The following is a 21,274-nucleotide window of genomic DNA, read 5'->3' on the forward strand; positions in this document are numbered from 1 at the left end:
AAATAAGCCTGATTTTTTATTTTCTCAAACATATGAGTCCTTCTATTCAAAAACAATCTCTCCTTCTATTTTTTCAGCAAATTTTTTAACATTTTTTGAACATTTATTGAACTTTTTTTGAATTTTATCTGAAAATTCTGTTTTGTATATGATATACTACAATTAACTAATAAGGAAAAGAATATCGCAAACAGAGGGGGATAATCATGAGTTTACTTATCGCACTTATACTAGGGGTTACGTGTGGAGCACTTCCTGTTATTCTAGGAGCTATTATGGAAGAGTTGGAAGTTGGTGTTTTAGGTTTTGTCGCATCTTGTGTAAGCGCTTTACTTTTTGGCTTATTCGGTGCTATTCCTGTTTCAATTCTGTGTGCATTTTATATAGTACGCCATGCTCGTGCAAAACAATTCGCTCCTAATCATATCGCACAAGTTATTCCATTCCCAATTGAACGATGCCGCCAAGCTTCTAACTTATAATTGTAAAAAATAAATATACCTAAATAAATAAAAGCCCTCAAATGAGGACTTTTATTTATTTTCTTCTAGAAATTGAAACAATTCTTGTAGGTGCAAGACGTCTTCACTATAGCTAACAGATACGTGACATATACCGTCAATCTCAGCTTGCATATATAGGTCAACTCCATCTCGATCATATTTCAATGCCAAATAAAATTCCATTTCTTCTAACATCTTTTTTGAAGATCGAATAACATAATGCCCCTTTTCATCTCTTCCATATTCGAATTTCGGCTCAAAATCATATTTTTGTTTAAAAGCTTCTTTTTGTTTTTCATTAATTTGTATACAAGTTGCTCGTTGTACAGTATCAATCATCTCATCAAATTTTTGAAGATCCATCTCATTTACCCCCTTATGTACTTTTTGTATAACACCTGTGTTCCGCTATTCTCTTCCCCATCCTTTATTAACTCTTCATACAATTCCTTCGCCAAACTTAAACCCGGTACTGGTAAGTGCAATTTTTCAGCCTCATCTAAAGCAATCTTCATATCTTTCATAAAATGCTTTACATAAAATCCTGGTTCAAAATCTCCCTTTAACATTCGAGGAGCTAAATTACTCAATGACCAGCTACCTGCTGCTCCCGTTGAAATACTTTCTAATACCTTATCTGGATCTAGTCCAGCTTTTTTCGCATAAGCAACAGCTTCACATACTCCAATCATATTTGAAGCAATCGCAATTTGATTGCACATTTTTGTATGTTGTCCACTTCCAGCTGGCCCTTGCAACTGAATATTTGTTCCTAGCTTTTCAAATAAAGGTAAACATTTTTCATATATTTCTTTCTCGCCACCGACCATAATTGCAAGTCTTGCTTCTTTCGCACCAACGTCTCCTCCAGATACAGGTGCATCTAACGTATATACATTCTTACTTTTACCAGTTTCATTAATACGTTTTGCCAATGTTGGTGTAGATGTCGTGAAATCAATTGCTATCGTGCCTTCATTTGCATTCTCCAAAATTCCTTCTATCCCAAAGTATACTTCTTCTACATCATGTGGATATCCAACCATAGTCATTACAACATCAACTTGCTTTACTAACTCTTTCGGTGTATCACACCAATTTGCACCATCTTGCACTAAAGAGTCTGTCTTCGCTTTTGTTCTATTATATACATATACTTTATAACCGTCTTGCATTAAATGACGCACCATACTTTTTCCCATTACACCAATACCGATGAAACCTATTGATACATTTTTACGTTCCATTTTCTCATCCCCTTTGTTCTAATAAATCACTTACCATCTTTCGAAACTCATTATTAAAATCATCATCTATACTATTTTTCACATTTGAAAATAAAATAACAAAAGTGCCTTTTTCTTTATTAAAATTATTGAAAGTGTTCCAACCAGATAGTACACCATGATTATGAAAATAATCCGGATATATGTAAAAACTAAATGCATATTTTCGTTCTGTTGAAGGTGAAAACATCGCTTGTATACTTTGTTCAGAAAGAAGTTTCCCATTTATAATCGCTTCGTCTAATTTCTTCATATCGCCAACTGTCGTATACATCTCACCGCATCCGTATAACCAATCCATTAACAATTTTTGTGCAGGTTCAAGTACATTCTCTTTCTTTACATATCCTTTAGTAAAATGCTGATCTCCCTGAGCCATATTTCCCATACCAGATTCATGCATTTCTGCTTTAGTAAATATATTTTCTTTTATGTAATCTCCTAAAGGTTTTTTCGATATGCTTTCTATAATATAGGCAAGCACCATATAATTATAATCTGTATATCTCCAACCTGCGCCTGGTGGAAATTCTAATTTTTGACTTCCAATCCAATTTACTAAGTTTATACGAGAAGCGGCATTCACTTTCCCTTTTCCGCTTTCTGGTAAACCTGATGTGTGTGTTAACAAATGATATAAGGTGATATTTTTATCTACCGGAAAAGAGGGAATATATTTATTTACATTGTCTTGAATATTTAACTTCCCTTGTTCCTGCAGCTGTAAAATAGATGTAGCTACGACTGTTTTCGTAATAGAACCGATACGATATTTGGTTTGAGGCGTATTTTCTATCTTATTTTGAACATCAGCATACCCATATCCTTTATTCAATATAACATGCTCTTTATCTGTCACTAAAACTGTTCCATTAAATTGCTTTCCTACTAAATATTGATCTAACTTTTGAGATATACTAGCATAATCAATTTGTTGTTCTTCTTTTTCTTCTATATTCTCTTGTACTTCTGATTCAATAGTAGGATTCACCTTAGTTGTCAATACAGTGCTTTCCTTTATATTGGGATTATAGAGAAAATAGTATACTCCACCACCAACTACAGCAGACAGCAAAGCCATCGTCATTAATTTTTTTATCATATTGTTCCTCCATAATTCCTTCGTTCAAAATCCCCCCCACATTCTATTATCAAACAATAAAAAAAAATCGCAACAATTTGTTGCGAAAAATTATTTTTTTTCTTTTCTATATACACATACTTGATTTTTTCCATTTTTTTTCGCTTCATATAATGCAATATCTGCTCGTTGCATTAATTCTTCTCTTGTTATCCCTTGTTCATATAATGCAACTCCAAAACTGGCTGTTAATTTCGAAATTCCTGAGAATTGCTTTGTTTCAATGAAAAATCGTAATGATTCCGCAACCTGAAATGCCTCTTTTTCTACTGTATTCGTTACTAATATAATAAATTCTTCTCCTCCCCACCTTGCAAACACATGTTGCTGCTCCACTTTAGATTTCATAAGCTCTGCAAGCTGAATTAACGCTAAATCACCAAAATCATGACCATACGTGTCATTTACTGTTTTAAAATTATCTATATCAAATAAAATGAGCGCTATTTTTTCATCGTTACGCATTGCATTATCCCATTCTACCTCTAGTATTTGTTGGAACTTCAAACGATTATAAATCTCTGTTAACGAATCTATCATCGCAAGCCTTTCTTGTTCTTGATAGATTTCATCTAATTCTGTAATCTCTGTGCACTTCACAATAAATCTTGATAAATCTTCTGGCAGTGGTGTCGCACGCAATAAAAAAGTTGACACTTCTCCTTCATAGTTGGTCATCTTAATTCTTCTATCATATGATAAAGTATCATCTAACCATGTTATATCATGGGTTGTTGAATAGTATCCATTTTCTCTAATAAAATGTTCAGCAAATACTAAATGTTGCTCACGATAGGCAAACAAATTTTCATATCCGAAAAACTCTAAAAAATTTGTATTACAATCAACAATCTCATCGTCTTCCACTATGAATAATAGATCATCTCGAAAATCAAACATCGTTTGAAGTAGTTCTTGTTGCAAACTTACTTGTCGCACTAAAGAAAGCTGATACAAACTTTTATTCACTTCCTCTAACACCATTTGTGGAGTCACAGGGGCTATCACAATATTACGTATTCCTAACGTAAGCACCTCTGTAAACTCACTGGTTATTTGTTGATCCCAAATGACAATAAAAGTACTCTGTGGATTATACATATTCTTTATATATTTTATTTGAGAAAAATCTGTTACATACATAATTACAATATGTGGTTTAGTCCTCTGAAACAACAATTCTCCTTCTTCAAAACTATTTGCTATAAACATACATTTTGGATGGATATTTTCTATCGTTTGTTGATGTGTGCATCCATTTTCTATATAAAGGACATTTAACTGAAGATCTTGTAATACATTTTGGAAAACCGTATTCTCTAATAAAAAATGTAGTATGTTCATCACTAGTCTTCACTCACTTCATATATCTTGTTCTACTGAATTCCTCACAAACATTTTATAAAAGGCTGCTCTCTAAAAATTTTAATGAGTGAGGGATACATGTTAACAAGCTAATTGAGAATGTTCTCTTTTCTTTTTCACTCTATAAATTCCTTTTTTAGTGTATGATTATCGGAATTGTATCGTTTGTATGAATGCCCTAACTTCCACTTTAAAACTTGACAATTAAAATAAAGATATTATATTCTTAAATTCGATAACTTACAAAATGTAAGTAGAATATATTACATGTATTTTTTCATAATTTGATATGTAATTTGGAGGATATATAATGACAAACGATAACTTTTTTAATGTTCTATATGAACGCACATCTACACGTGCATTCAACCCTGAGAAAGAAATTTCATCTACAGAGTTACACGAAATTTTAAAGGGCGCTGCTCAAGCACCTTCTGCTTGGAACTTGCAGCACTGGAAATTCCTTGTGTTCCAAGGTGAAGATGTACAGAAACGATTACATCCAATTGCTTATAACCAGCAACAAATTCTTGATGCTTCTGCTGTAGTCGCTATTTTAGGTGATTTAGAAGCTTATAAAAACGTTGAACCAGTTTATGGTCCAATTGTAGAACAAGGATTTATGAAAGAAGAAGCAAAAGAGCGCTTAGCTAAAAATATTGAGTCTGCATATGCTCGTGAGCAATTCCCAAGAGATGCAGCCTTTTCAAATGCATCTTTAGCAGCAATGCAACTTATGCTTGCAGCTAAAGCAACTGGTTGGGATACTTGTGCTATTGGTGGTTTCAACCCACAAGCACTTACAGAAGAATTCAATGTTTCATCTCGCTATGTACCAATTATGCTTATTACAATTGGTGAATCAACTTTAAAAGGCCACCCTGCACCACGAATGAGCGTAGAGCAAGTGAGTGAATGGGCAAAATAATAAAGTGAACCTTTAATGAATATTAGGGGCTCACTGTCTGTTAATACGGGACAAAAAGAAACGAAGGTAATTTCATTACCTTCGTTTCTTTTTTGTCTGTCACACATCCGTAATATTTCAATGTATGATTCGACATCTATACATAAAAAAATAGTAAATTTTATGCTATTCTCATAAATATAAATGGCGTTTCGTGTCGAAAATTGTTAAAACGACGAAATATAACCGTGTGTTTTTGTTACAATTATGATACAATGATAACAAATAGATAACAAGAGAGGGATTTTCATTGAGTTCATACGGAAGCTTTATCGCACTTTTAAGTTACATAGTGACTGTACTGCTGTTATATTTTATTGGCGATGCTGCAAACATATCAGTGTTACAATTCCCAAAAGAAGAAGCGTTCCAATTAGAAGCAGAAAAACATACTGCAAGATCCATTGCACCACTACTCTTAGCTCTTCCTGTATATATCATCGTTTTATATAAAAGCAAAAAAGTGTAAAGGCTACCCATTTCATTCATTTTGGTGGTCTTTACATTTTTTTGTGATATCTATCCTATTTTAAACATCATCCCGTAATAAACACCCAACTAGTCTTTTAAAATGAGAAAATCCCCTAGAAAAAATTCCACTCTCTGTCCAGTCACTCACTACCGAACTTACATAGATTATAAGTGTGAAGGGGGTGATGAGGATTATGTTTGGATCATTTGGATGCTGTGATAACTTTAGAGACTGTCATCATCATGAAAGAGAGTGCAGACATCATGAGAAAGAGAAAGAAGTAGTTAGACCACAACAACCAGCTGTATGTAACGTACTTGCTAGCATTTCAGTTGGAACAGAGCTTTCTCTTTTAAGCATTAGAGGTAACGGCACATTCAACAATGTAATTTTTGAAGGTTTCGCTAACGGTGTTGCTCTTTTCTCTGCTTTAGCTCGTAATAACGACAAAGATAACAAAGATAACAATAAAGACGATAAGAACAATCAAAACCGAAATACTTTTACTGGTATTTTACGTGTATGCCCAACTGATATCGTTGCAATCGCTATCTAATTCTGTTCCTTATCCTCTATAGTAAAAAAATAAGATTCATTTTTCTCATAGAAAAAACCTGAGACCGATTTCAAATCGACTCAGGTTTTTTTATTGATTATATGCTTTTAACTAGTTCAACAACTTCTTCAGCAGTTGACATCATTAATGCTTTTTCTGCTAATGTTTCCATTTCAGCTTTTGACAACTTGCTTAGTTGTGTTCTTGCAGGAAGAATAGATGTTGCACTCATACTGAACTCATCTAAACCTAATCCTAATAATAATGGGATAGCAAGTGAATCTCCCGCCATCTCACCACACATACCAGCCCATTTGCCTTCTTTATGAGCAGCATCGATAACCATTTTTACAAGACGTAAAATTGATGGATTATATGGTTGGTATAAGTAAGCTACTTGTTCGTTCATACGGTCTGCAGCCATTGTGTATTGGATTAAATCATTTGTTCCGATAGAGAAGAAGTCAACTTCTTTTGCGAATTGATCTGCTAATACTGCTGAAGCTGGGATTTCAACCATCATACCCACTTCAATAGAATCAGAAACAGTTGTACCCGCTTCTACAAGTTTCGCTTTCTCTTCTAATAAGATTGCTTTCGCTTGACGGAACTCATCAAGAGTTGCAATCATTGGGAACATAATTTTTAAGTTACCGTATACGCTAGCACGAAGTAATGCACGAAGTTGTGTACGGAACACATCTTGCTCATCAAGACATAAGCGAATTGCACGGTATCCTAAGAATGGGTTCATTTCTTTTGGTAAATGTAAGTATGGAAGCTCTTTATCTCCACCGATATCAAGTGTACGAACAACAACAGGTTGACCTTCTTTTACACCTTCAAGAACTGCTTTATACGCTTCGAACTGCTCTTCTTCTGTTGGAAGATTGTCACGGCCCATGTATAAGAATTCTGTACGGTATAAACCAACGCCTTCTCCGCCATTATCGATAATACCTTGTACATCATTTGGTGTTCCGATATTTGCAACAAGCTCAACGTGATGTCCATCACTTGTTACAGTAGCTTGGTCTTTTAATTTTGCCCATTCAGTTTTTTGCTCTTCAAATTTCGCTTTCTTTTCTTCAAAAGAACGAAGAGTTTCTTCTGATGGATTTACAATTACTTCTCCATCTAAACCGTCGATGATTACGATATCGCCGTTTTGGATTTTCTCCATAACAACTTTCGTACCAACAACAGCTGGAATTTCCATAGAACGAGCCATAATTGCAGAGTGAGATGTACGTCCACCGATATCAGTTGTAAAACCTTTTGCATACTTACGGTTTAACTGAGCTGTATCAGATGGTGTTAAATCTTCAGCAATGATGATTACTTCTTCAGAAATTGTACCAGGGTTTGAGAAGTTAATTCCTAGTAAATGTGCAAGAACGCGTTTTGTTACGTCACGAATGTCCGCAGCACGTTCTTTCATATATTCGTTATCCATGTTTTCAAACATAGAAATAAACATTGATGCAACTTCGTCCATTGCAAATTCAGCATTTACTTTTTCGCTATTTACTTTATCTTTTACTGGGTTTACTAGTTCTGGATCATTTAACACTAATAAATGTGCTTCAAAGATCGCAGCTTTATCAGCACCCAGCTCAGCAAAAGCGTGGTCCTTAATAGCTTCTAATTCAGTTTTTGCTTTCTCAAGCGCAGCGTCTAAGCGTGCAATTTCAGCAGCTTCGTTTGTAATTGATTTCTTTTCAATGTTAAATTCAGGATTCTCAAGTCTGAAAGCCTTTGCAATAGCAATCCCACTTGATGCAGCGATCCCTTGAATGTTAAGAGTCATTATTCTCCTAATCCTTCGTTTTTCATAGTTTCTTCGATAGCTGCTAGTGCTTGAGCTGCATCATCACCATTTGCAGTGATTTTAATTTCTGCGTTTTGTTGAATGCCTAAAGACATAACGCCCATGATTGATTTTAAGTTAACGTTTTTTCCGTTATACTCTAAGTTAATGTCAGAACCAAATTTGCTTGCAGTGTTTACAAGTAGAGTTGCTGGACGAGCATGAATTCCTGAGTCGCTAGTTACTTTAAAGATTTTTTCCATGATAATTTATCTCCTTTAAATTACAGTATTTTTTAGTTGTATAGACGTGAGTACTACATCATCTATTGTATATAATAGGCGATGTTCGGTCAACCACATCGCCTATTATAATTATAAACATTTTGCGTCAAATTCCTACTGAATGTCAATAATAGCGTTTTCGCCCTTCTTAACATTTCCATCTTTTTTCAATTCGACTTGTTGTCCTTGTTGTAAATTCGTAAAGACAATTGGTGTAATGATAGATGGTGCATTTTCTTTTACAAATGCAAGATCTACCTTTAATAATGGTTGTCCTTGTTTCACTTTGTCGCCTTGTGCTACAAGTGCTTCAAAACCTTCACCATTTAACTTTACAGTATCAATACCGAAGTGGATTAAAATTTCTTTTCCGCCTTCAGATTGAATGCCAATCGCATGCTTTGTAGGGAATACGTTGACGATTTCACCGTTAACTGGAGAAACTACTGTTCCTTCTGTTGGCTCGATTGCAAATCCGTCTCCCATCATTTTTCCTGAGAATACTTGATCAGGTACTTCTGTAATCGGTAAGATTTTCCCTTCAATTGGTGAAACGATTGTTTCGTTTTCATCAACTTGCTGAGGAGCTTCTTCTACTTTTACAGCCTCTTCTTTTTCAACATGAGGTGTACGACCTGACATAATATCATGAATTTGTGATTTTAATGTGTCAGATTTCGGTCCGAAAATAGCTTGAATGTTATTTCCTACTTCAAGTACACCAGCTGCTCCAAGCTCTTTTAAGCGATCTTTGTTTACATTCTTTTGTTCGTTAACTTGCACACGTAAACGAGTAATACAAGCGTCTAAAGAAGCGATGTTTTCTTTACCACCAAGTGCCACTAATACTTCACGAGGAAGTTCACCCGCTTCAGTTTTTCCTGCACCGTCATTCGCATTTGCAACTTCACGACCAGGTGTTTTTAAATCCCATTTACGAATTGCAAAGCGGAATCCGAAGTAATAAATAACTGCTAGTACAAGACCAACAATAATTACCCACCACCATGCTGTACGGCCTGGTAGTACACCGAATAACATAAAGTCGATTAAACCACCAGAGAATGTCATACCAATTTTAACACCTAAAATTTGCATTGTCATAAATGATAAACCAGCGAATACGGCATGAATTCCGAATAGTACTGGTGCTACGAATAAGAATGAAAATTCAAGTGGTTCTGTAATACCTGTTAAGAAAGATGTTAATGCAGCAGAACCTAAAATACCAGCTGCTAATTTTTTATTTTCTGGACGTGCTTCATGGTACATTGCTAATGCTGCTGCTGGAAGACCGAACATCATAAACGGATACTTACCAGTTGTAAATGTACCTGCTGTTAATTCTACACCGTCTTTTAACTGTGCCATAAAGATTTTTTGGTCACCACGGATTAATTCGCCAGCTGCATTTGTGTACTGACCGAATTCGAACCAGAACGGTGAATAGAAAATGTGATGTAATCCAAATGGAATTAATGAACGTTCAATTAAACCGAATATGAATGCTGCTAATGTTCTATTTGCATCAATCATTTGATGTGAGAACGTATTTAAGCCACCTTGAATGTATGGCCAAACGAAACACATGATAATACCTACTACTAAAGAGAATGTTGCAGTTGCGATCGGTACGAAACGCTTACCTGCGAAGAAACCTAAGTATGATGGTAATTCAATGTTGAAGTATTTATTGTAGCAATATGCGGCTACTATACCGACGATAATACCACCAAATACTCCCGTTTGTAGCGTTGGAATTCCTAATACGTTTGCATATGCTGGATCAGCAAATCCAATTTTTACTGGATCTGCTCCAGAACTTGTTACTTTCACTAGCTTATCTACTTCTAAGAACACACTCATCGTTTTGTTCATAATTAAGTAGCCGACGAATGCTGCTAATCCAGCTACTCCGTCTCCACCAGCTAAACCAATCGCTACCCCAACTGCGAATAATAATGCAAGGTTAGCGAAAATAATATCACCAGATTGTTCCATAATTTTTGCTACCATTACGAACCAATCTGCTTTTAAAGCAGGAATAACATTTGTTAACTGTGGATTTTGAAATGCATTACCAAATCCAAGTAAAATACCTGCTGCCGGTAAAATCGCTACTGGAAGCATTAACGCTTTTCCGACTTTTTGAAGAACACCAAAGATCTTCTTAAACATGGAAACCCTTCCTCTCTTATCTATATTGATACCTTCCGACAAACGCCAAAAAGACATGAGGAAAAAAAGATAGAACGATAGCTATACAAAGGGTAGTATATCCCTTTCTCAAGCTTACATTCCTTACTTTTCTCCACTCATGCCTGATCGAATCAGTAACACGTGTCAAAAATAGGATTACTTATAAGTTCACTATAATTAAGGCAAACGTTTTCGTTACTTACCTTAATGTGTTTGTCGAAATTTGTATAACTTTGCAATAGTTATTATACATAACTATTGTAAGCGATTCAATGATTTTTTTTAACGTTTTCATTTTAGACAAAAATATATGTCTTTTTACACATGCTCTGCTTTCACTAAGCGCTGCAGGTGCATCGTTAAATATATACTCTCTGCTTCATACACAGGAAGTTGTAATTCTTTTTGCATGACTTTAACTAGCTTCCAAGCTAAATTATAACAGACGGGATATTCCGCCTTTAATAAATCAGCAAAGCTTTGTGATTCCTCTACTTTCTCCCCTTTTTTCACCCGTTCAATAGCATATTGTAAATGACGGATAAGGCGTAAGTAGTGGATACTTTCTTGGTCTAATGTAATTTGTAAGTTTGTCTCAATTAAAGATACAAGCTGTGCAATAAGACGGGAGTTTTGATTAACTGAAGATAAATCTGAATTTGTAAGTGAACTGTAAATATGGAGTGCAATGAACCCAATTTCTCCTTCTGGCAATATAATTTGCAAACGAGAATTTAAAAGGTCTACAACACCTTCAGCAATTTCATATTCCTCTGGGTAGAGCATTTTCGTTTCAACTAAAAAAGGATTATCAATTGTAAGTCCTTGTTTTAATCTCTTAATTGCAAAAGAAATATGATCTGTTAAAGCGATATGAATATGTTCATTCAATGGTGATTTTGCTTTTTCTTGAATGTAGAACATAATATCATTCATTAATTCAATTAATTTTTCACTTATATGCGGCACTAACAGTTTGTATTGTTCACGATCACGTTCATTTTTTAAAACAAACATTTTTTCAATTTGTTCTTGCTCCAATACGTCTTTCGCTTTTTTCCCAAATCCAATTCCTTTACCAATCACTACTACTTCCTCGTGTTCAGGATGGCTAGCAATGATGACATTATTATTTAAAACTTTTTTAATTTCTAGATAATTATTCATATAACACCACCCTCGTACTTAAATAGCCTGCTTTTATGTTACAGAACATTCTTCTTTGTCGTCAATGTAAAACATCTACCATTTCATAAAAATTCATTTTTTAGACATGTTTATATATGATGCGTATAATGTAAGAGCAACTGTACATAGAAAGGGGATAACAACATGATTAAAATGTTTGTAAGTGATATCGATGGTACAATGATGCAACACGGAGGATTAATTGACGAACAGGATCTTGTAGCACTTCGTAGTCTTGCTGAGCAAAATGTTATTCTTTGTTTCGCTTCTGGCCGACTTGATAATGAAATTGCAGACTTAATGAAAGCTGTAAATACAAATTTCCATCGCATTAGTGTAAATGGTGTTTTCGTGTACACACATGAAAACGAGCAACTATTATCCGCAACATTCGATTCGAGTATTCTACCTGATCTGTTAGCAATGACAAATGAAGATCCTTATTTTCGTTATGTAAGTGATGAGCATAATTATTACATTGAAGAGAAGACACCGTTTATTCATGAGCTCGAACAACAAGTAACGATGACTTCTGTTGAAGAACCTCATCTATTACAGAAAATTGATGATACAATTTTTCCAAATAAAATCTCTGTCGGTGGAACAAAGGAAAACTTACAACTCCTTCAGAAAAAAATTGATGAAAAATTCCACGGAAAAGTTAGTACATTCATTTCAGCAGAACAATGTTTAGATGTAATGCCACCCAATATTAGTAAAGGGGCTGCTATTTCTGTTTTATTAAAAGAGTTTCAAATACAACCAGATGAAGTTGCTTGCATAGGGGATTCTTATAATGATATCCCAATGTTTTCTTTAACTCCTCACAGTTTTGCTATGTCTCAAGCAGATGAAGCAGTAAAAGAACACGCTCACTATGTAGTAAATACAGTTAAAGATGCTGTTAACCACGTAATTGCTCATAATAAAAATACGACTCACTCCTTGTAAGGATGAGTCGTATTTTTTCTTTACATGTTAAACAATTTGACATTAACTGTACTTCACGAACTGAAATATATTATTTGTTACGTGCGATGTTTGTAATAAACTTATAACGATCCCCACGATAAATACATTTCACATACTCTAACGGTACTTCACCTTCTGAATATGACCATTGACGCATTACAAGCACTGGCGCCTTTTTAGGAATATGCAGATGTTCCGCTTCATTATCCGTTGCAATTGAAGCTTCAATTGATTGAGTAGCGCTAACAAGTTTAAAGCCCAGTTTCTTCTCTAAATGTTCATATAAAGATTGTTGCAATATTTCTTCGTTAATATCTTTTACAAGAGCTGGCGACAAATATGTCGTCTCAAAAGCAATCGGTTCATCATCAGCTAAGCGAATACGCCTCACTTCATAAACCGACTCTCCCTCCTGTATTCTCAAGCGGTCTGCGATTTTCGCAGTAGCTGGAACTAGGCGGAAACTAAGTAATTGACTACTTGGGTTCATCCCACGAGAAATCATATCTTCTGTGAATCCCGTCATTCCTTGCAATTTTTGTTCCACTTTCGGAAGTTGGACAAACGTACCAATTCCACGTTTCCGATATAAATAACCTTGTTCCACTAAATTATTAATCGCCTGTCTGATTGTCATACGACTCACTTCGAACTTATCGCAAAGTTCATTCTCAGATGGGATTTTATCTCCCGGCTTCCATTCGCCGTCCTCAATTAGCTGTTTCACCCACTCTTGAATCTGATAATAGATCGGAAATGGTGAATACTTGTCGATGTTCATCAGCAATCGCCTCACTGCATAAAGATAGAGCTTCTTGATCAGCGATTACGGTTACATTCGGATGACGTTGTAAAACTGTAGCAGGACACGCTTCACTATATTCACCTTGCAATAATTCTTTAACAGCTTCTGCCTTTTTAGAACCCATAGCAACAAGTAGAATTTGTTTCGCTTTCATAATGCTTCCGATTCCCATTGTAATCGCATGAGTTGGCACATCTTCTTCTTTTTCGAAGAAGCGAAGGTTTGCTTGGCGTGTAGATTCTGTTAATTCAACAATGTTTGTTGGAGAATTAAACAGTGTTCCTGGTTCGTTAAATCCGATGTGACCGTTTTCACCGATTCCAAGAATCTGTAGGTCAACTGGGTTAGCAGCTAGAATGCCCTCGTAACGTTTGCACTCTTCCTCTAAATCACTTGCCATCCCGTTTGGTACATAAGTTTGTTTAAATGGAAGATGATCAAACAACTGTTCTTGCATAAAATAGTGATAGCTGTTTTTATCTTCATGTGGTAAATTTACGTACTCATCTAAGTTTACAGTGGTTACACGGCTTGTATCAAGTTTATTTTTTCGCATTTCTGCATAAATACCTAATGGAGAGCTTCCTGTAGCCATTCCTAATGTTGGATTTTCTTTTGTTTTTACAACTTCTTCAATTAATTTATAACCTGCTTCTGCTAGTTCTTCTGGAGTTTTTACAACAAGAATATTCATTTAATTACTTCCCTTCCTTCATATGAATTCCTAAACGAACCGTATCATATACATGTAAATCTTCATTCATCACAACAAAGTCTGCATCTTTTTCTACCGCTAATGCACCTTTATGATTTAATCCAAACTCTTCTGCTTGGTTAACTGATGTCATTAGTACTGCATCTTCGATTGAACAACCTGTAAATTCAATTACATTTCGGAAAGCTTGATCCATTTTTAGAATACTACCAGCTAACGTTCCATCTTCTAATCGAGCACTACCATCTTTTACATGTACTGGCTGTCCGCCAAGCTCATATAATCCATCTTCAAGACCTTTTGCACGCATTGCGTCAGTAATAACACTTACTTTTTTCGGTCCTTTTAATTTATATGCTAATTTCACCATATCAGGGTGAATGTGAATACCATCTGTAATTACTTCAACCATTACATCTGGATTTAATAACACATGACCAACAACTCCTGGTTCACGGTGATGTAATCCGCGCATTTGATTGTATAAATGCGTTGCATGTGTAATGTTTCTATTTTTTAGTTGTGCATCAATTGCATCTGTATGTCCCATTGTGCCAACAACACCAGTTTTAGCAAGATACTGCTCAAACTCTAACGCACCTTCTTCTTCAGGTGCATATGTTACTAATTTAATTAGGTTCCCGCTTGCTTCCTGCCATTGTTTAAATTGGTCAATATTCGCAGGAACAATATGTTCAAGTGGTTGTGCACCTGCACGTTTTTTTGAAACATACGGTCCTTCTAAGTGAATATATTCGAAATGTGCTCCTTTTTCTTTCGCTTCCTTCGCAGCATGTAGTGCTGCTTCGATTGCTTCTGGAGCTTGTGTCATTGTTGTTGGGAAGTAAGTTGTAACTCCTTCTTTTAACATTTCTTTACCTAGAGTTACTAATCCATCGCTATTTGCATCCATCGCATCAATATCGTATCCACCATGAATATGAACATCAATCATACCTGGAATCACAATTTTCCCTGCCGCATCTAAAACCGCTTCATTTTCTTGTGATACATATTGAGCCATCAAACCAATTTCTTTAATTGTTTCTGCGTAACGAATAAATCCGTTTTCCACTACTTCTTGACCTGTATAAATTTTGGCATTGATGACAACTTGCGTTTTCATTTTCATCGATCCTTTCCCATGAAATACCTACTTGTTATTATTACCTTATTCGCCTAATTCCATCTTAATATATGCACGAGTAGTTGTCTAGACATTCGAATGAAATTTCCTTTTTGTTTAACAAAAAGGACAATTATTGCATCTCTCACAATTATAATATATGTTATTCAGTTTTCCAAAAAGGGAGAATATCCTCGTATCCTATTACTCATTTAAGTAGTGGCATTAATCCACTAGTTCCTATTGTAATATGCTCACCGTCTGTTTCCATTTCTACTGTACGTTTATTTGTTCCATATATCATTATACCACGCTGTTTTAAGCGTCTCACTACACTTTGGTGCGGATGCCCATACGGATTTCTGCTTCCATATGAAAGAATTGCGAACTGTGGCTCTACTTTCTTTAGAAATATTTCACTTGTCGAAGTATATGAGCCATGATGTCCCACCTTTAACACATCTGCATGTACATCAAATTGCTTTAATATTTCAGTTTCCGTCCGCACATCAGCGTCACCCATTAGTAAAAAATCCGCTTTTCCGTATCGTATCTTTAACACAATTGAAGATTCATTATTTTCATCTTTTGATTTCCCATTGTTTAATACTTGTATGGAAACATGCGGATCTAGTGGTATGTATTGTCCCTCTTTTACTGAAACGAAAGGAATTCCTCTTTTTTTAATATGATTCCGGTATGTGTGATACGTAAAAGAACTATACGTTTTTCCACTATCTAATATAAGTGATACCGGCATTTGCTCTACAATCGGAATCAATCCTCCAATGTGATCCATATCAGGATGCGTACTGACGATAACATCTAAATGATTAATCCCTTTTTCGATTAGTTTTTGAATGATAACCTCACCAGCTTCATAAGGTCCCCCGTCAATTAACATCGTTTGTCCATTTGGCAATGTAATAAGTGTTGCATCACCTTGGCCAACTTTTAAAAAACTCACTTTCATTTTACCAAAATGTTGCCGCTGCGCATGTAAAGGAGACGCGGTATGAATAGACATCATATATCTTTTAGCCGATGTACTATTTAAAGAAAAGCATAACAAAACAGAAACTAACAATAAGATACTTCGTATACTTCTCATAACTCGTCTCCTTTTTTTCAATTAGTATGGCACGGTATAAAATTGATATACAAAAAAAGCTTAGCAAAATGCTAAGCTTTTATTTCGATATCTCCTGTAACGAACCAAAGAATAAATCTGCTTCATTCATTTGTTCATTCTCTTCAGAAAGTGCCGGTAAATCATCTAATGTTTTCAATCCAAATGTATCCAAAAATTCTTTCGTTGTTCCATATAAAATGGGACGCCCTGGACCTTCTGCTCTTCCCATTTCTTTTATAAGTAAGTGTGAAACTAACGTTTGTAACGCCTTATCAGTTTTTACGCCTCTAATCTCTTCCATTTCAGTCCTTGTAATTGGTTGACGATATGCCACAATCGCTAACGTTTCTAGAGCAGCCTGAGAGAGTGAAGCAGCTGTTGGGATATCTATTAATTTTTGATAGTACGAAGCATGTTCTTTCTTTGTAGCAAAACGATATACTTTTGCATACTGTACAATTTGCAAACCGCGGTGTGCACTTTCACATTCTTTTTGCATTTCTTCTAAAATATCGATTACTTCATTTCCTTCAACTTCAAGGACTTTCGCTATTTGTTCTGGATAAATCCCTTCATCACCAGACACAAATAAAAGCCCTTCAATGATTGATTTCTGTTCTGCTCTATCCATTTTACGAGCTCCTTCCTCCTATTTTCTCCATAAAAATACACATCAAAAAACCGAATCACAATTCATGCGTTCGGTTCAATATTTTTTCTCTTGTTCCAAACGATACATTCAAACCTAGCATGAGATATAACTATTTCTATCTCATTTATCATACTAACTCTATGCAGATTTAGTAGAGCTTGATACGAAAATTTCATCAAAATTATGTTCTTGTTCAATTATAATTTGTTGATTTTTCATAAGCTCAAGAACCGCTAAAAATGTTACAACCATTATTTCCCGTTCATCATCAACAAACAAATCATAAAAACTTTGACGACCACCTTGTATTTCTAACTGCTTTAAAATATCAGTCATGCGCTGTGAAATTGGTATTTCTTGACGAGTAATACGTGTTGTTACAGGTTTCTTTGCTTTTTTACGGCGCATTAATTTTTGAAATGCCGCTAGCATATCATATAACGTAACATCAAGAGGCAGGTTTGTCTCCTCTTCTTGTTGCAATGATGTAAAATCAATTGGCGGACGTGTATATAGCTGTGCTCTTTCTAGTTCTCTTTCTTTTAGCTCAGTAGCAACTTGCTTATATTTCTTATATTCAATTAACCTCTCCATCAATTCTTGACGAGGATCATCTATAAAGTCATCACCGTTATCAAGTACATCTTCTTCATGTTTCGGCAACAACATTTTACTTTTAATTTGTAATAAAGTCGCAGCCATTACTAAATACTCACTTGCAACATCTAATTGTAGTTCTTTCATCGTATGAACATAAGATAAATACTGCTCTGTAATTTCCGCTACAGGAATATTATATATGTCAATTTCATAACGATGTATTAAATGTAACAATAAATCTAAAGGCCCTTCAAAAGCCTCTACTTTAAAATTATACTGCACAAAGCATCCCACCACATTTTTTCTATAACAACATAAGTATAGAGCATACTCATGTTCTATCCAACCTTTTTAAGAAATTTAATTAAAAATAGACCGATGCCTATGTCATCATGCCCATCGCTTCATATGATAACAGTGTAGTAAGAACAATGTAGGAGGTCAAAAAACTATGGGTCACGTTGATTGCGGTTTTAGCGGTGGGTTCGCATTACTTGTTGTATTGTTTATTTTACTAATTATTGTAGGGGCAGCTTGCTTCTGCTAATATGAACAATAACGGCTAGGGAAAATTCCCTAGTCGTTTATTGTTCATATTTCTATGATACACTTGTATTTATAACCGTTAAACAGGGGTGAAGAACATGTATCCTACCGAATACATACAATTTTTAATTCATTTTCACGGAGATTATGATTATTTTGAATGCCATGAAATACTGGAAGAATATTGGAAAGAAAAACCAAGAGGAGATCGTGATCATTATTTAGTTGGGCTCATTCAAATTGCAGTTTCTTTATACCATCAAAGACGCTCTAACTGGAATGGCGCAGAAAAGATGATGAAAAGCGCCATAACGATTTTAGAAAAAAACAGTGCACCTTTACTACGTTTAGGAATAAATGCCACACAACTCCTATTCTTACTCAAGGATAGATTGCAATCTATACAGAAAGAAGAAAACTTCACACCGTTATTTTTACCATTATCAGATACAGCATTAGAAAATCATTGCATCGAATTATGTCAGAAACAAAACCTCCCTTGGAAAGACGCGAATGCTTCTTCTAGTGAATATATAATACATAAGCACACATTACGTGATCGAACAGAAGTCATTACTGAACGAAACGAGCAATTACAAAAAAGAAAGCAGAGATAATAAACTACTTATCTCTGCTTTCACGAATGTATATTTTGTTCAAGCCCTTTACACTTTTTGCAAAAACTTGCTGTTTGCTCATTTCCGCAAATTGTAAACTCAAGAAATTTGCTCTTTAACTCTTGTACCATCTTCGTCCCAATACCCATATGACGGTGAGATGGGTTCACACTCAAATGCTGAATTTCCAAAACTTGATTCTCTTTTTTTACAATCCCCATTATCCCAACAAAATCTTCGTTTTGTTTCCACAAATACAATTGCCAATCATCCTTTGCTTCATAATCTTTCATAGTCAATTGTAATGTTTTCACATCTTTTTCCGTTGGCATAAATGAAAGAAGCCCCATTGCAATCTTTTCATAACTTTTTTTAAAACGAATTAACATAACCCTTATCCCTTCTTACAAAAGTTACAAACTATTAATCCCCTCAACCACTCTTTTCATATCACATTCATTTTACAATATTTTCAACAGAGTGAGAAGGGATAAAAACAACTTGATAATCATACAAAGCGAAAAGAAGAAAGTCAAATATATGTTTCAGTACTATTTTTGCTAAGTAGATAGAAGGTGAAACGTTGTTATATGAAAGCGAAAATAAACATCCACCACTCATTATCACCTGAGAGCAAATGAATTCTAGCAAATTGAATGTAATAAAAAATATTTATTGAAACATGTAATCTAATGTATTCTATGTAATTTGTTAAAATTTTGTTCTCATAAGCGCCATATTTTCACTACAATAACAGTACTACTTGTATCATGTACCGCAAACGAAATCCCCATTCCTATTAAAAAAACAAAAAAGAGAGCCTTAGCTCTCTTTTCCCATTAACTTATTCTTCCCAAACTTTAACTTCTTTCATTACATCGCCTTGACGCATGTTTAATACTGTTTCAATACCGCTTGTTGCTTTACCGAATACAGTATGTACACCATCTAAATGTGGTTGTGGCTCATGAACAACAAAGAATTGGCTACCGCCAGTGTTACGGCCAGCGTGAGCCATAGAAAGTGATCCTACAAGGTGTCTATGAGGATTTCCATCAGTTTCACATGGGATAGAGTAACCTGGGCCACCTGCACCTGTTCCTGTTGGATCTCCACCTTGGCTTACGAAGCCAGGAATAACGCGGTGGAATGTCACACCATCGTAAAATCCTTGCTCTGCTAGTTTTTTAAAGTTTTCTACTGTTTTTGGTGCCTCTTCTGGGAAAAATTCTAAATCGATTTTTTCACCATTTTCCATTAATATGTATCCTAAAGTTTTCATATGTATATGTCTCCTTTCAACTATCTCAGCACTATATTACCACATTCATGACTAGAAACAAAAAGAATCCGACAATCTACATACTTCTTTTTTGAAATGTGGAAAAAGCTAGGTGACAAATAAGAAATATATACTATAATAACTGTGTTGCCCGAAAATTTTAGAAAGAGAAAGGGAGCGATTTTTCGTGAAAACGAAATTACTAGCTCTGCTATTAGCTGTAACGGTATTTATGATGCCAACAGCTTCGTTTGCAGACATCATCGAAGGAGAATCAATTGTTACACTAGGAGAAAACTTGTCTGAACAACAAAAACAAGATCTGTTAAAAGAAATGAAAGCACCAAAAGATGCTACAATCATTACTGTGTCTAATGCGGAAGAACATAAATTTCTAGAAGGGATTGTTCCAAAAGCGCAAATTGGTACGAGAGCAATTTCCTCTTCTATGATTACATACACAAAGCCAGGATCTGGTCTCATTGTACGTTCAAAAAACATTAATTCAATAACAGATGCAATGTACACAAACGCACTTATTACAGCAGGTGTAAAAGATGCAGAAATTCAAATTACTGCACCATTTAAAGTTTCAGGAACTGCTGCTTTAACCGGTTTAATGAAAGCCTACGAAACAACATCGAACAAAGCAATTCCTGAGGAAGTAAAAAAAGTAGCCAATGAAGAAATGGTGCAAACAGCCCAGCTCGGCGATAAAATTGGTGAAGAAAAAGCAGTTCAACTTGTTGCAAAAATTAAAGAAGAAATTGCCAAAGAACAGCCAAAAACGACTGAAGATTTACGTTCATTAATTAAAAAAATTGCGGATCAACTTGGTATTACATTAACGGATGAACAGTTAGATAACTTAGTTGCGTTATTTGATAAAATGAAAAACCTTAATATCGATTGGAATCAAGTTGGCAGTCAGTTAAATAAAGCAAAAGAACACGTTTCTGCCTTTTTAGGATCTGAAGAAGGGCAAGGTTTCCTAGATAAAGTTAAAGATTTCTTCTCAAGTATCATTGATTTTGTTAAATCGTTATTCAAGTAAAA

Annotated in this window: 24 protein-coding genes; 8 read left to right on the forward strand and 16 right to left on the reverse strand. The window is 35.0% G+C overall.

Features of this window, described 5'->3' with window-relative positions:
* The first annotated feature begins 206 nt into the window (after window positions 1–206).
* Window positions 207–482, forward strand: coding sequence for a hypothetical protein (locus MR113_RS09650; protein ID WP_242253846.1), 276 nt, complete (start codon window positions 207–209; stop codon window positions 480–482).
* Window positions 483–533: 51 nt separating this feature from the next.
* On the opposite strand, the gene MR113_RS09655 is transcribed toward MR113_RS09650, so the two are convergent.
* The 4 genes from MR113_RS09655 to MR113_RS09670 all read right to left on the reverse strand — a co-directional run bounded on the left by MR113_RS09655 (window position 534) and on the right by MR113_RS09670 (window position 4,274).
* A complete protein-coding gene (locus tag MR113_RS09655; protein ID WP_097816943.1) occupies window positions 534–866 on the reverse strand; it encodes a DUF3909 family protein in 333 nt (110 codons plus the stop codon).
* A 5-nt stretch (window positions 867–871) separates the two neighbouring features.
* Window positions 872–1,750 carry an NAD(P)-dependent oxidoreductase gene (locus MR113_RS09660; RefSeq protein WP_242253848.1) on the reverse strand — a complete coding sequence of 293 codons (879 nt, stop codon included), beginning with the start codon at window positions 1,748–1,750 and terminating at the stop codon, window positions 872–874.
* Window positions 1,751–1,754: 4 nt separating this feature from the next.
* Window positions 1,755–2,891, reverse strand: a complete 1,137-nt coding sequence (locus MR113_RS09665) for a serine hydrolase (protein WP_242253849.1) — start codon at window positions 2,889–2,891, stop codon at window positions 1,755–1,757.
* A 90-nt stretch (window positions 2,892–2,981) separates the two neighbouring features.
* Complete coding sequence (locus MR113_RS09670) at window positions 2,982–4,274, reverse strand: GGDEF domain-containing protein (RefSeq protein ID WP_242253851.1); 1,293 nt, start codon at window positions 4,272–4,274, stop codon at window positions 2,982–2,984.
* 331 nt (window positions 4,275–4,605) lie between these two features.
* Between MR113_RS09670 and MR113_RS09675 the strand changes: the two genes are divergently transcribed.
* The 3 genes from MR113_RS09675 (at window position 4,606) to MR113_RS09685 (ending at window position 6,290) form a co-directional block, all read left to right on the forward strand.
* Window positions 4,606–5,223 (forward strand): nitroreductase family protein, encoded by a 618-nt coding sequence (locus tag MR113_RS09675; protein WP_000180385.1) that lies wholly within the window; start codon window positions 4,606–4,608, stop codon window positions 5,221–5,223.
* A gap of 289 nt (window positions 5,224–5,512) precedes the next feature.
* The gene (locus MR113_RS09680; RefSeq protein ID WP_000100490.1) at window positions 5,513–5,731 is read left to right on the forward strand and encodes a hypothetical protein; all 219 of its coding nucleotides are present in this window, start codon (window positions 5,513–5,515) and stop codon (window positions 5,729–5,731) included.
* Between the two features lie 196 nt (window positions 5,732–5,927).
* Entirely contained in the window at window positions 5,928–6,290 is a 363-nt protein-coding gene (locus MR113_RS09685; protein WP_242253853.1) for a DUF3915 family protein, read from the forward strand.
* Window positions 6,291–6,387: 97 nt separating this feature from the next.
* On the opposite strand, the gene ptsP is transcribed toward MR113_RS09685, so the two are convergent.
* The 4 genes from ptsP to glcT all read right to left on the reverse strand — a co-directional run bounded on the left by ptsP (window position 6,388) and on the right by glcT (window position 11,750).
* Window positions 6,388–8,100 (reverse strand): phosphoenolpyruvate--protein phosphotransferase, encoded by a 1,713-nt coding sequence (ptsP, locus tag MR113_RS09690; protein WP_000174214.1) that lies wholly within the window; start codon window positions 8,098–8,100, stop codon window positions 6,388–6,390.
* Window positions 8,100–8,363, reverse strand: a complete 264-nt coding sequence (gene ptsH / locus MR113_RS09695; RefSeq protein ID WP_000411080.1) for a phosphocarrier protein HPr — start codon at window positions 8,361–8,363, stop codon at window positions 8,100–8,102. Before ptsH ends, ptsP begins: the two co-directional genes overlap by 1 nt.
* Before the next feature lie 135 nt (window positions 8,364–8,498).
* Window positions 8,499–10,562 carry a PTS glucose transporter subunit IIABC gene (ptsG, locus tag MR113_RS09700; RefSeq protein ID WP_242253855.1) on the reverse strand — a complete coding sequence of 688 codons (2,064 nt, stop codon included), beginning with the start codon at window positions 10,560–10,562 and terminating at the stop codon, window positions 8,499–8,501.
* A gap of 339 nt (window positions 10,563–10,901) precedes the next feature.
* Window positions 10,902–11,750 carry a glucose PTS transporter transcription antiterminator GlcT gene (gene glcT / locus MR113_RS09705; protein ID WP_242253856.1) on the reverse strand — a complete coding sequence of 283 codons (849 nt, stop codon included), beginning with the start codon at window positions 11,748–11,750 and terminating at the stop codon, window positions 10,902–10,904.
* Window positions 11,751–11,915: 165 nt separating this feature from the next.
* On the opposite strand from glcT, the gene MR113_RS09710 reads away from it, so the two are divergent.
* The gene (locus MR113_RS09710) at window positions 11,916–12,722 is read left to right on the forward strand and encodes an HAD family hydrolase (RefSeq protein ID WP_242253857.1); all 807 of its coding nucleotides are present in this window, start codon (window positions 11,916–11,918) and stop codon (window positions 12,720–12,722) included.
* A gap of 70 nt (window positions 12,723–12,792) precedes the next feature.
* On the opposite strand, the gene phnF is transcribed toward MR113_RS09710, so the two are convergent.
* From phnF to scpA, 6 genes are all read right to left on the reverse strand, one after another.
* Entirely contained in the window at window positions 12,793–13,524 is a 732-nt protein-coding gene (phnF, locus tag MR113_RS09715) for a phosphonate metabolism transcriptional regulator PhnF (RefSeq protein WP_002194085.1), read from the reverse strand.
* Complete coding sequence (nagB, locus tag MR113_RS09720) at window positions 13,454–14,242, reverse strand: glucosamine-6-phosphate deaminase (protein ID WP_001024205.1); 789 nt, start codon at window positions 14,240–14,242, stop codon at window positions 13,454–13,456. The genes phnF and nagB overlap by 71 nt, the downstream gene beginning before the upstream one ends.
* 4 nt (window positions 14,243–14,246) lie before the next feature.
* Window positions 14,247–15,389, reverse strand: coding sequence for an N-acetylglucosamine-6-phosphate deacetylase (nagA, locus tag MR113_RS09725; RefSeq protein WP_242253930.1), 1,143 nt, complete (start codon window positions 15,387–15,389; stop codon window positions 14,247–14,249).
* Between the two features lie 208 nt (window positions 15,390–15,597).
* Entirely contained in the window at window positions 15,598–16,500 is a 903-nt protein-coding gene (locus tag MR113_RS09730) for a ComEC/Rec2 family competence protein (protein WP_242253858.1), read from the reverse strand.
* 79 nt (window positions 16,501–16,579) lie between these two features.
* Entirely contained in the window at window positions 16,580–17,152 is a 573-nt protein-coding gene (scpB, locus tag MR113_RS09735; protein WP_242253859.1) for a segregation/condensation protein ScpB, read from the reverse strand.
* 159 nt (window positions 17,153–17,311) lie between these two features.
* A complete protein-coding gene (gene scpA, locus MR113_RS09740) occupies window positions 17,312–18,055 on the reverse strand; it encodes a segregation/condensation protein A (RefSeq protein WP_061679113.1) in 744 nt (247 codons plus the stop codon).
* Window positions 18,056–18,224: 169 nt separating this feature from the next.
* Between scpA and MR113_RS09745 the strand changes: the two genes are divergently transcribed.
* Window positions 18,225–18,320 (forward strand): YjcZ family sporulation protein, encoded by a 96-nt coding sequence (locus tag MR113_RS09745; protein WP_000510194.1) that lies wholly within the window; start codon window positions 18,225–18,227, stop codon window positions 18,318–18,320.
* A gap of 97 nt (window positions 18,321–18,417) precedes the next feature.
* Window positions 18,418–18,936, forward strand: a complete 519-nt coding sequence (locus tag MR113_RS09750; RefSeq protein WP_242253860.1) for a DUF309 domain-containing protein — start codon at window positions 18,418–18,420, stop codon at window positions 18,934–18,936.
* A gap of 20 nt (window positions 18,937–18,956) precedes the next feature.
* On the opposite strand, the gene ribT is transcribed toward MR113_RS09750, so the two are convergent.
* On the reverse strand, window positions 18,957–19,325 hold the full coding sequence (gene ribT, locus MR113_RS09755) for a GNAT family N-acetyltransferase RibT (protein ID WP_000908397.1): 369 nt from the start codon (window positions 19,323–19,325) through the stop codon (window positions 18,957–18,959).
* Between the two features lie 455 nt (window positions 19,326–19,780).
* Window positions 19,781–20,218, reverse strand: coding sequence for a peptidylprolyl isomerase (locus tag MR113_RS09760; RefSeq protein ID WP_000853785.1), 438 nt, complete (start codon window positions 20,216–20,218; stop codon window positions 19,781–19,783).
* A 187-nt stretch (window positions 20,219–20,405) separates the two neighbouring features.
* On the opposite strand from MR113_RS09760, the gene MR113_RS09765 reads away from it, so the two are divergent.
* Window positions 20,406–21,272, forward strand: a complete 867-nt coding sequence (locus tag MR113_RS09765; protein WP_000850509.1) for a DUF1002 domain-containing protein — start codon at window positions 20,406–20,408, stop codon at window positions 21,270–21,272.
* The last annotated feature ends 2 nt before the right edge of the window (window positions 21,273–21,274 follow it).

The sequence above is a fragment of the Bacillus cereus group sp. BfR-BA-01379 genome, from assembly GCF_022663605.1.
GTDB lineage: Bacteria > Bacillota > Bacilli > Bacillales > Bacillaceae_G > Bacillus_A > Bacillus_A mobilis.

Coding starts and splice junctions, on each gene's coding strand:
- ptsG (WP_242253855.1), bottom strand. CDS start 10,562: ATGTTTAAGAAGATCTTTGGTGTTCTTCAAAAAGTCGGAAAAGCGTTA.
- nagA (WP_242253930.1), bottom strand. CDS start 15,389: ATGAAAACGCAAGTTGTCATCAATGCCAAAATTTATACAGGTCAAGAA.
- ptsP (WP_000174214.1), bottom strand. CDS start 8,100: ATGACTCTTAACATTCAAGGGATCGCTGCATCAAGTGGGATTGCTATT.
- ribT (WP_000908397.1), bottom strand. CDS start 19,325: ATGTTAATTCGTTTTAAAAAAAGTTATGAAAAGATTGCAATGGGGCTT.
- MR113_RS09730 (WP_242253858.1), bottom strand. CDS start 16,500: ATGAGAAGTATACGAAGTATCTTATTGTTAGTTTCTGTTTTGTTATGC.
- MR113_RS09665 (WP_242253849.1), bottom strand. CDS start 2,891: ATGATAAAAAAATTAATGACGATGGCTTTGCTGTCTGCTGTAGTTGGT.
- glcT (WP_242253856.1), bottom strand. CDS start 11,750: ATGAATAATTATCTAGAAATTAAAAAAGTTTTAAATAATAATGTCATC.
- scpB (WP_242253859.1), bottom strand. CDS start 17,152: ATGGATAGAGCAGAACAGAAATCAATCATTGAAGGGCTTTTATTTGTG.
- MR113_RS09675 (WP_000180385.1), top strand. CDS start 4,606: ATGACAAACGATAACTTTTTTAATGTTCTATATGAACGCACATCTACA.
- MR113_RS09760 (WP_000853785.1), bottom strand. CDS start 20,218: ATGAAAACTTTAGGATACATATTAATGGAAAATGGTGAAAAAATCGAT.
- nagB (WP_001024205.1), bottom strand. CDS start 14,242: ATGAATATTCTTGTTGTAAAAACTCCAGAAGAACTAGCAGAAGCAGGT.
- MR113_RS09710 (WP_242253857.1), top strand. CDS start 11,916: ATGATTAAAATGTTTGTAAGTGATATCGATGGTACAATGATGCAACAC.
- ptsH (WP_000411080.1), bottom strand. CDS start 8,363: ATGGAAAAAATCTTTAAAGTAACTAGCGACTCAGGAATTCATGCTCGT.
- phnF (WP_002194085.1), bottom strand. CDS start 13,524: ATGAACATCGACAAGTATTCACCATTTCCGATCTATTATCAGATTCAA.
- MR113_RS09685 (WP_242253853.1), top strand. CDS start 5,928: ATGTTTGGATCATTTGGATGCTGTGATAACTTTAGAGACTGTCATCAT.
- MR113_RS09670 (WP_242253851.1), bottom strand. CDS start 4,274: ATGAACATACTACATTTTTTATTAGAGAATACGGTTTTCCAAAATGTA.
- MR113_RS09750 (WP_242253860.1), top strand. CDS start 18,418: ATGTATCCTACCGAATACATACAATTTTTAATTCATTTTCACGGAGAT.
- MR113_RS09655 (WP_097816943.1), bottom strand. CDS start 866: ATGGATCTTCAAAAATTTGATGAGATGATTGATACTGTACAACGAGCA.
- MR113_RS09650 (WP_242253846.1), top strand. CDS start 207: ATGAGTTTACTTATCGCACTTATACTAGGGGTTACGTGTGGAGCACTT.
- MR113_RS09745 (WP_000510194.1), top strand. CDS start 18,225: ATGGGTCACGTTGATTGCGGTTTTAGCGGTGGGTTCGCATTACTTGTT.
- MR113_RS09660 (WP_242253848.1), bottom strand. CDS start 1,750: ATGGAACGTAAAAATGTATCAATAGGTTTCATCGGTATTGGTGTAATG.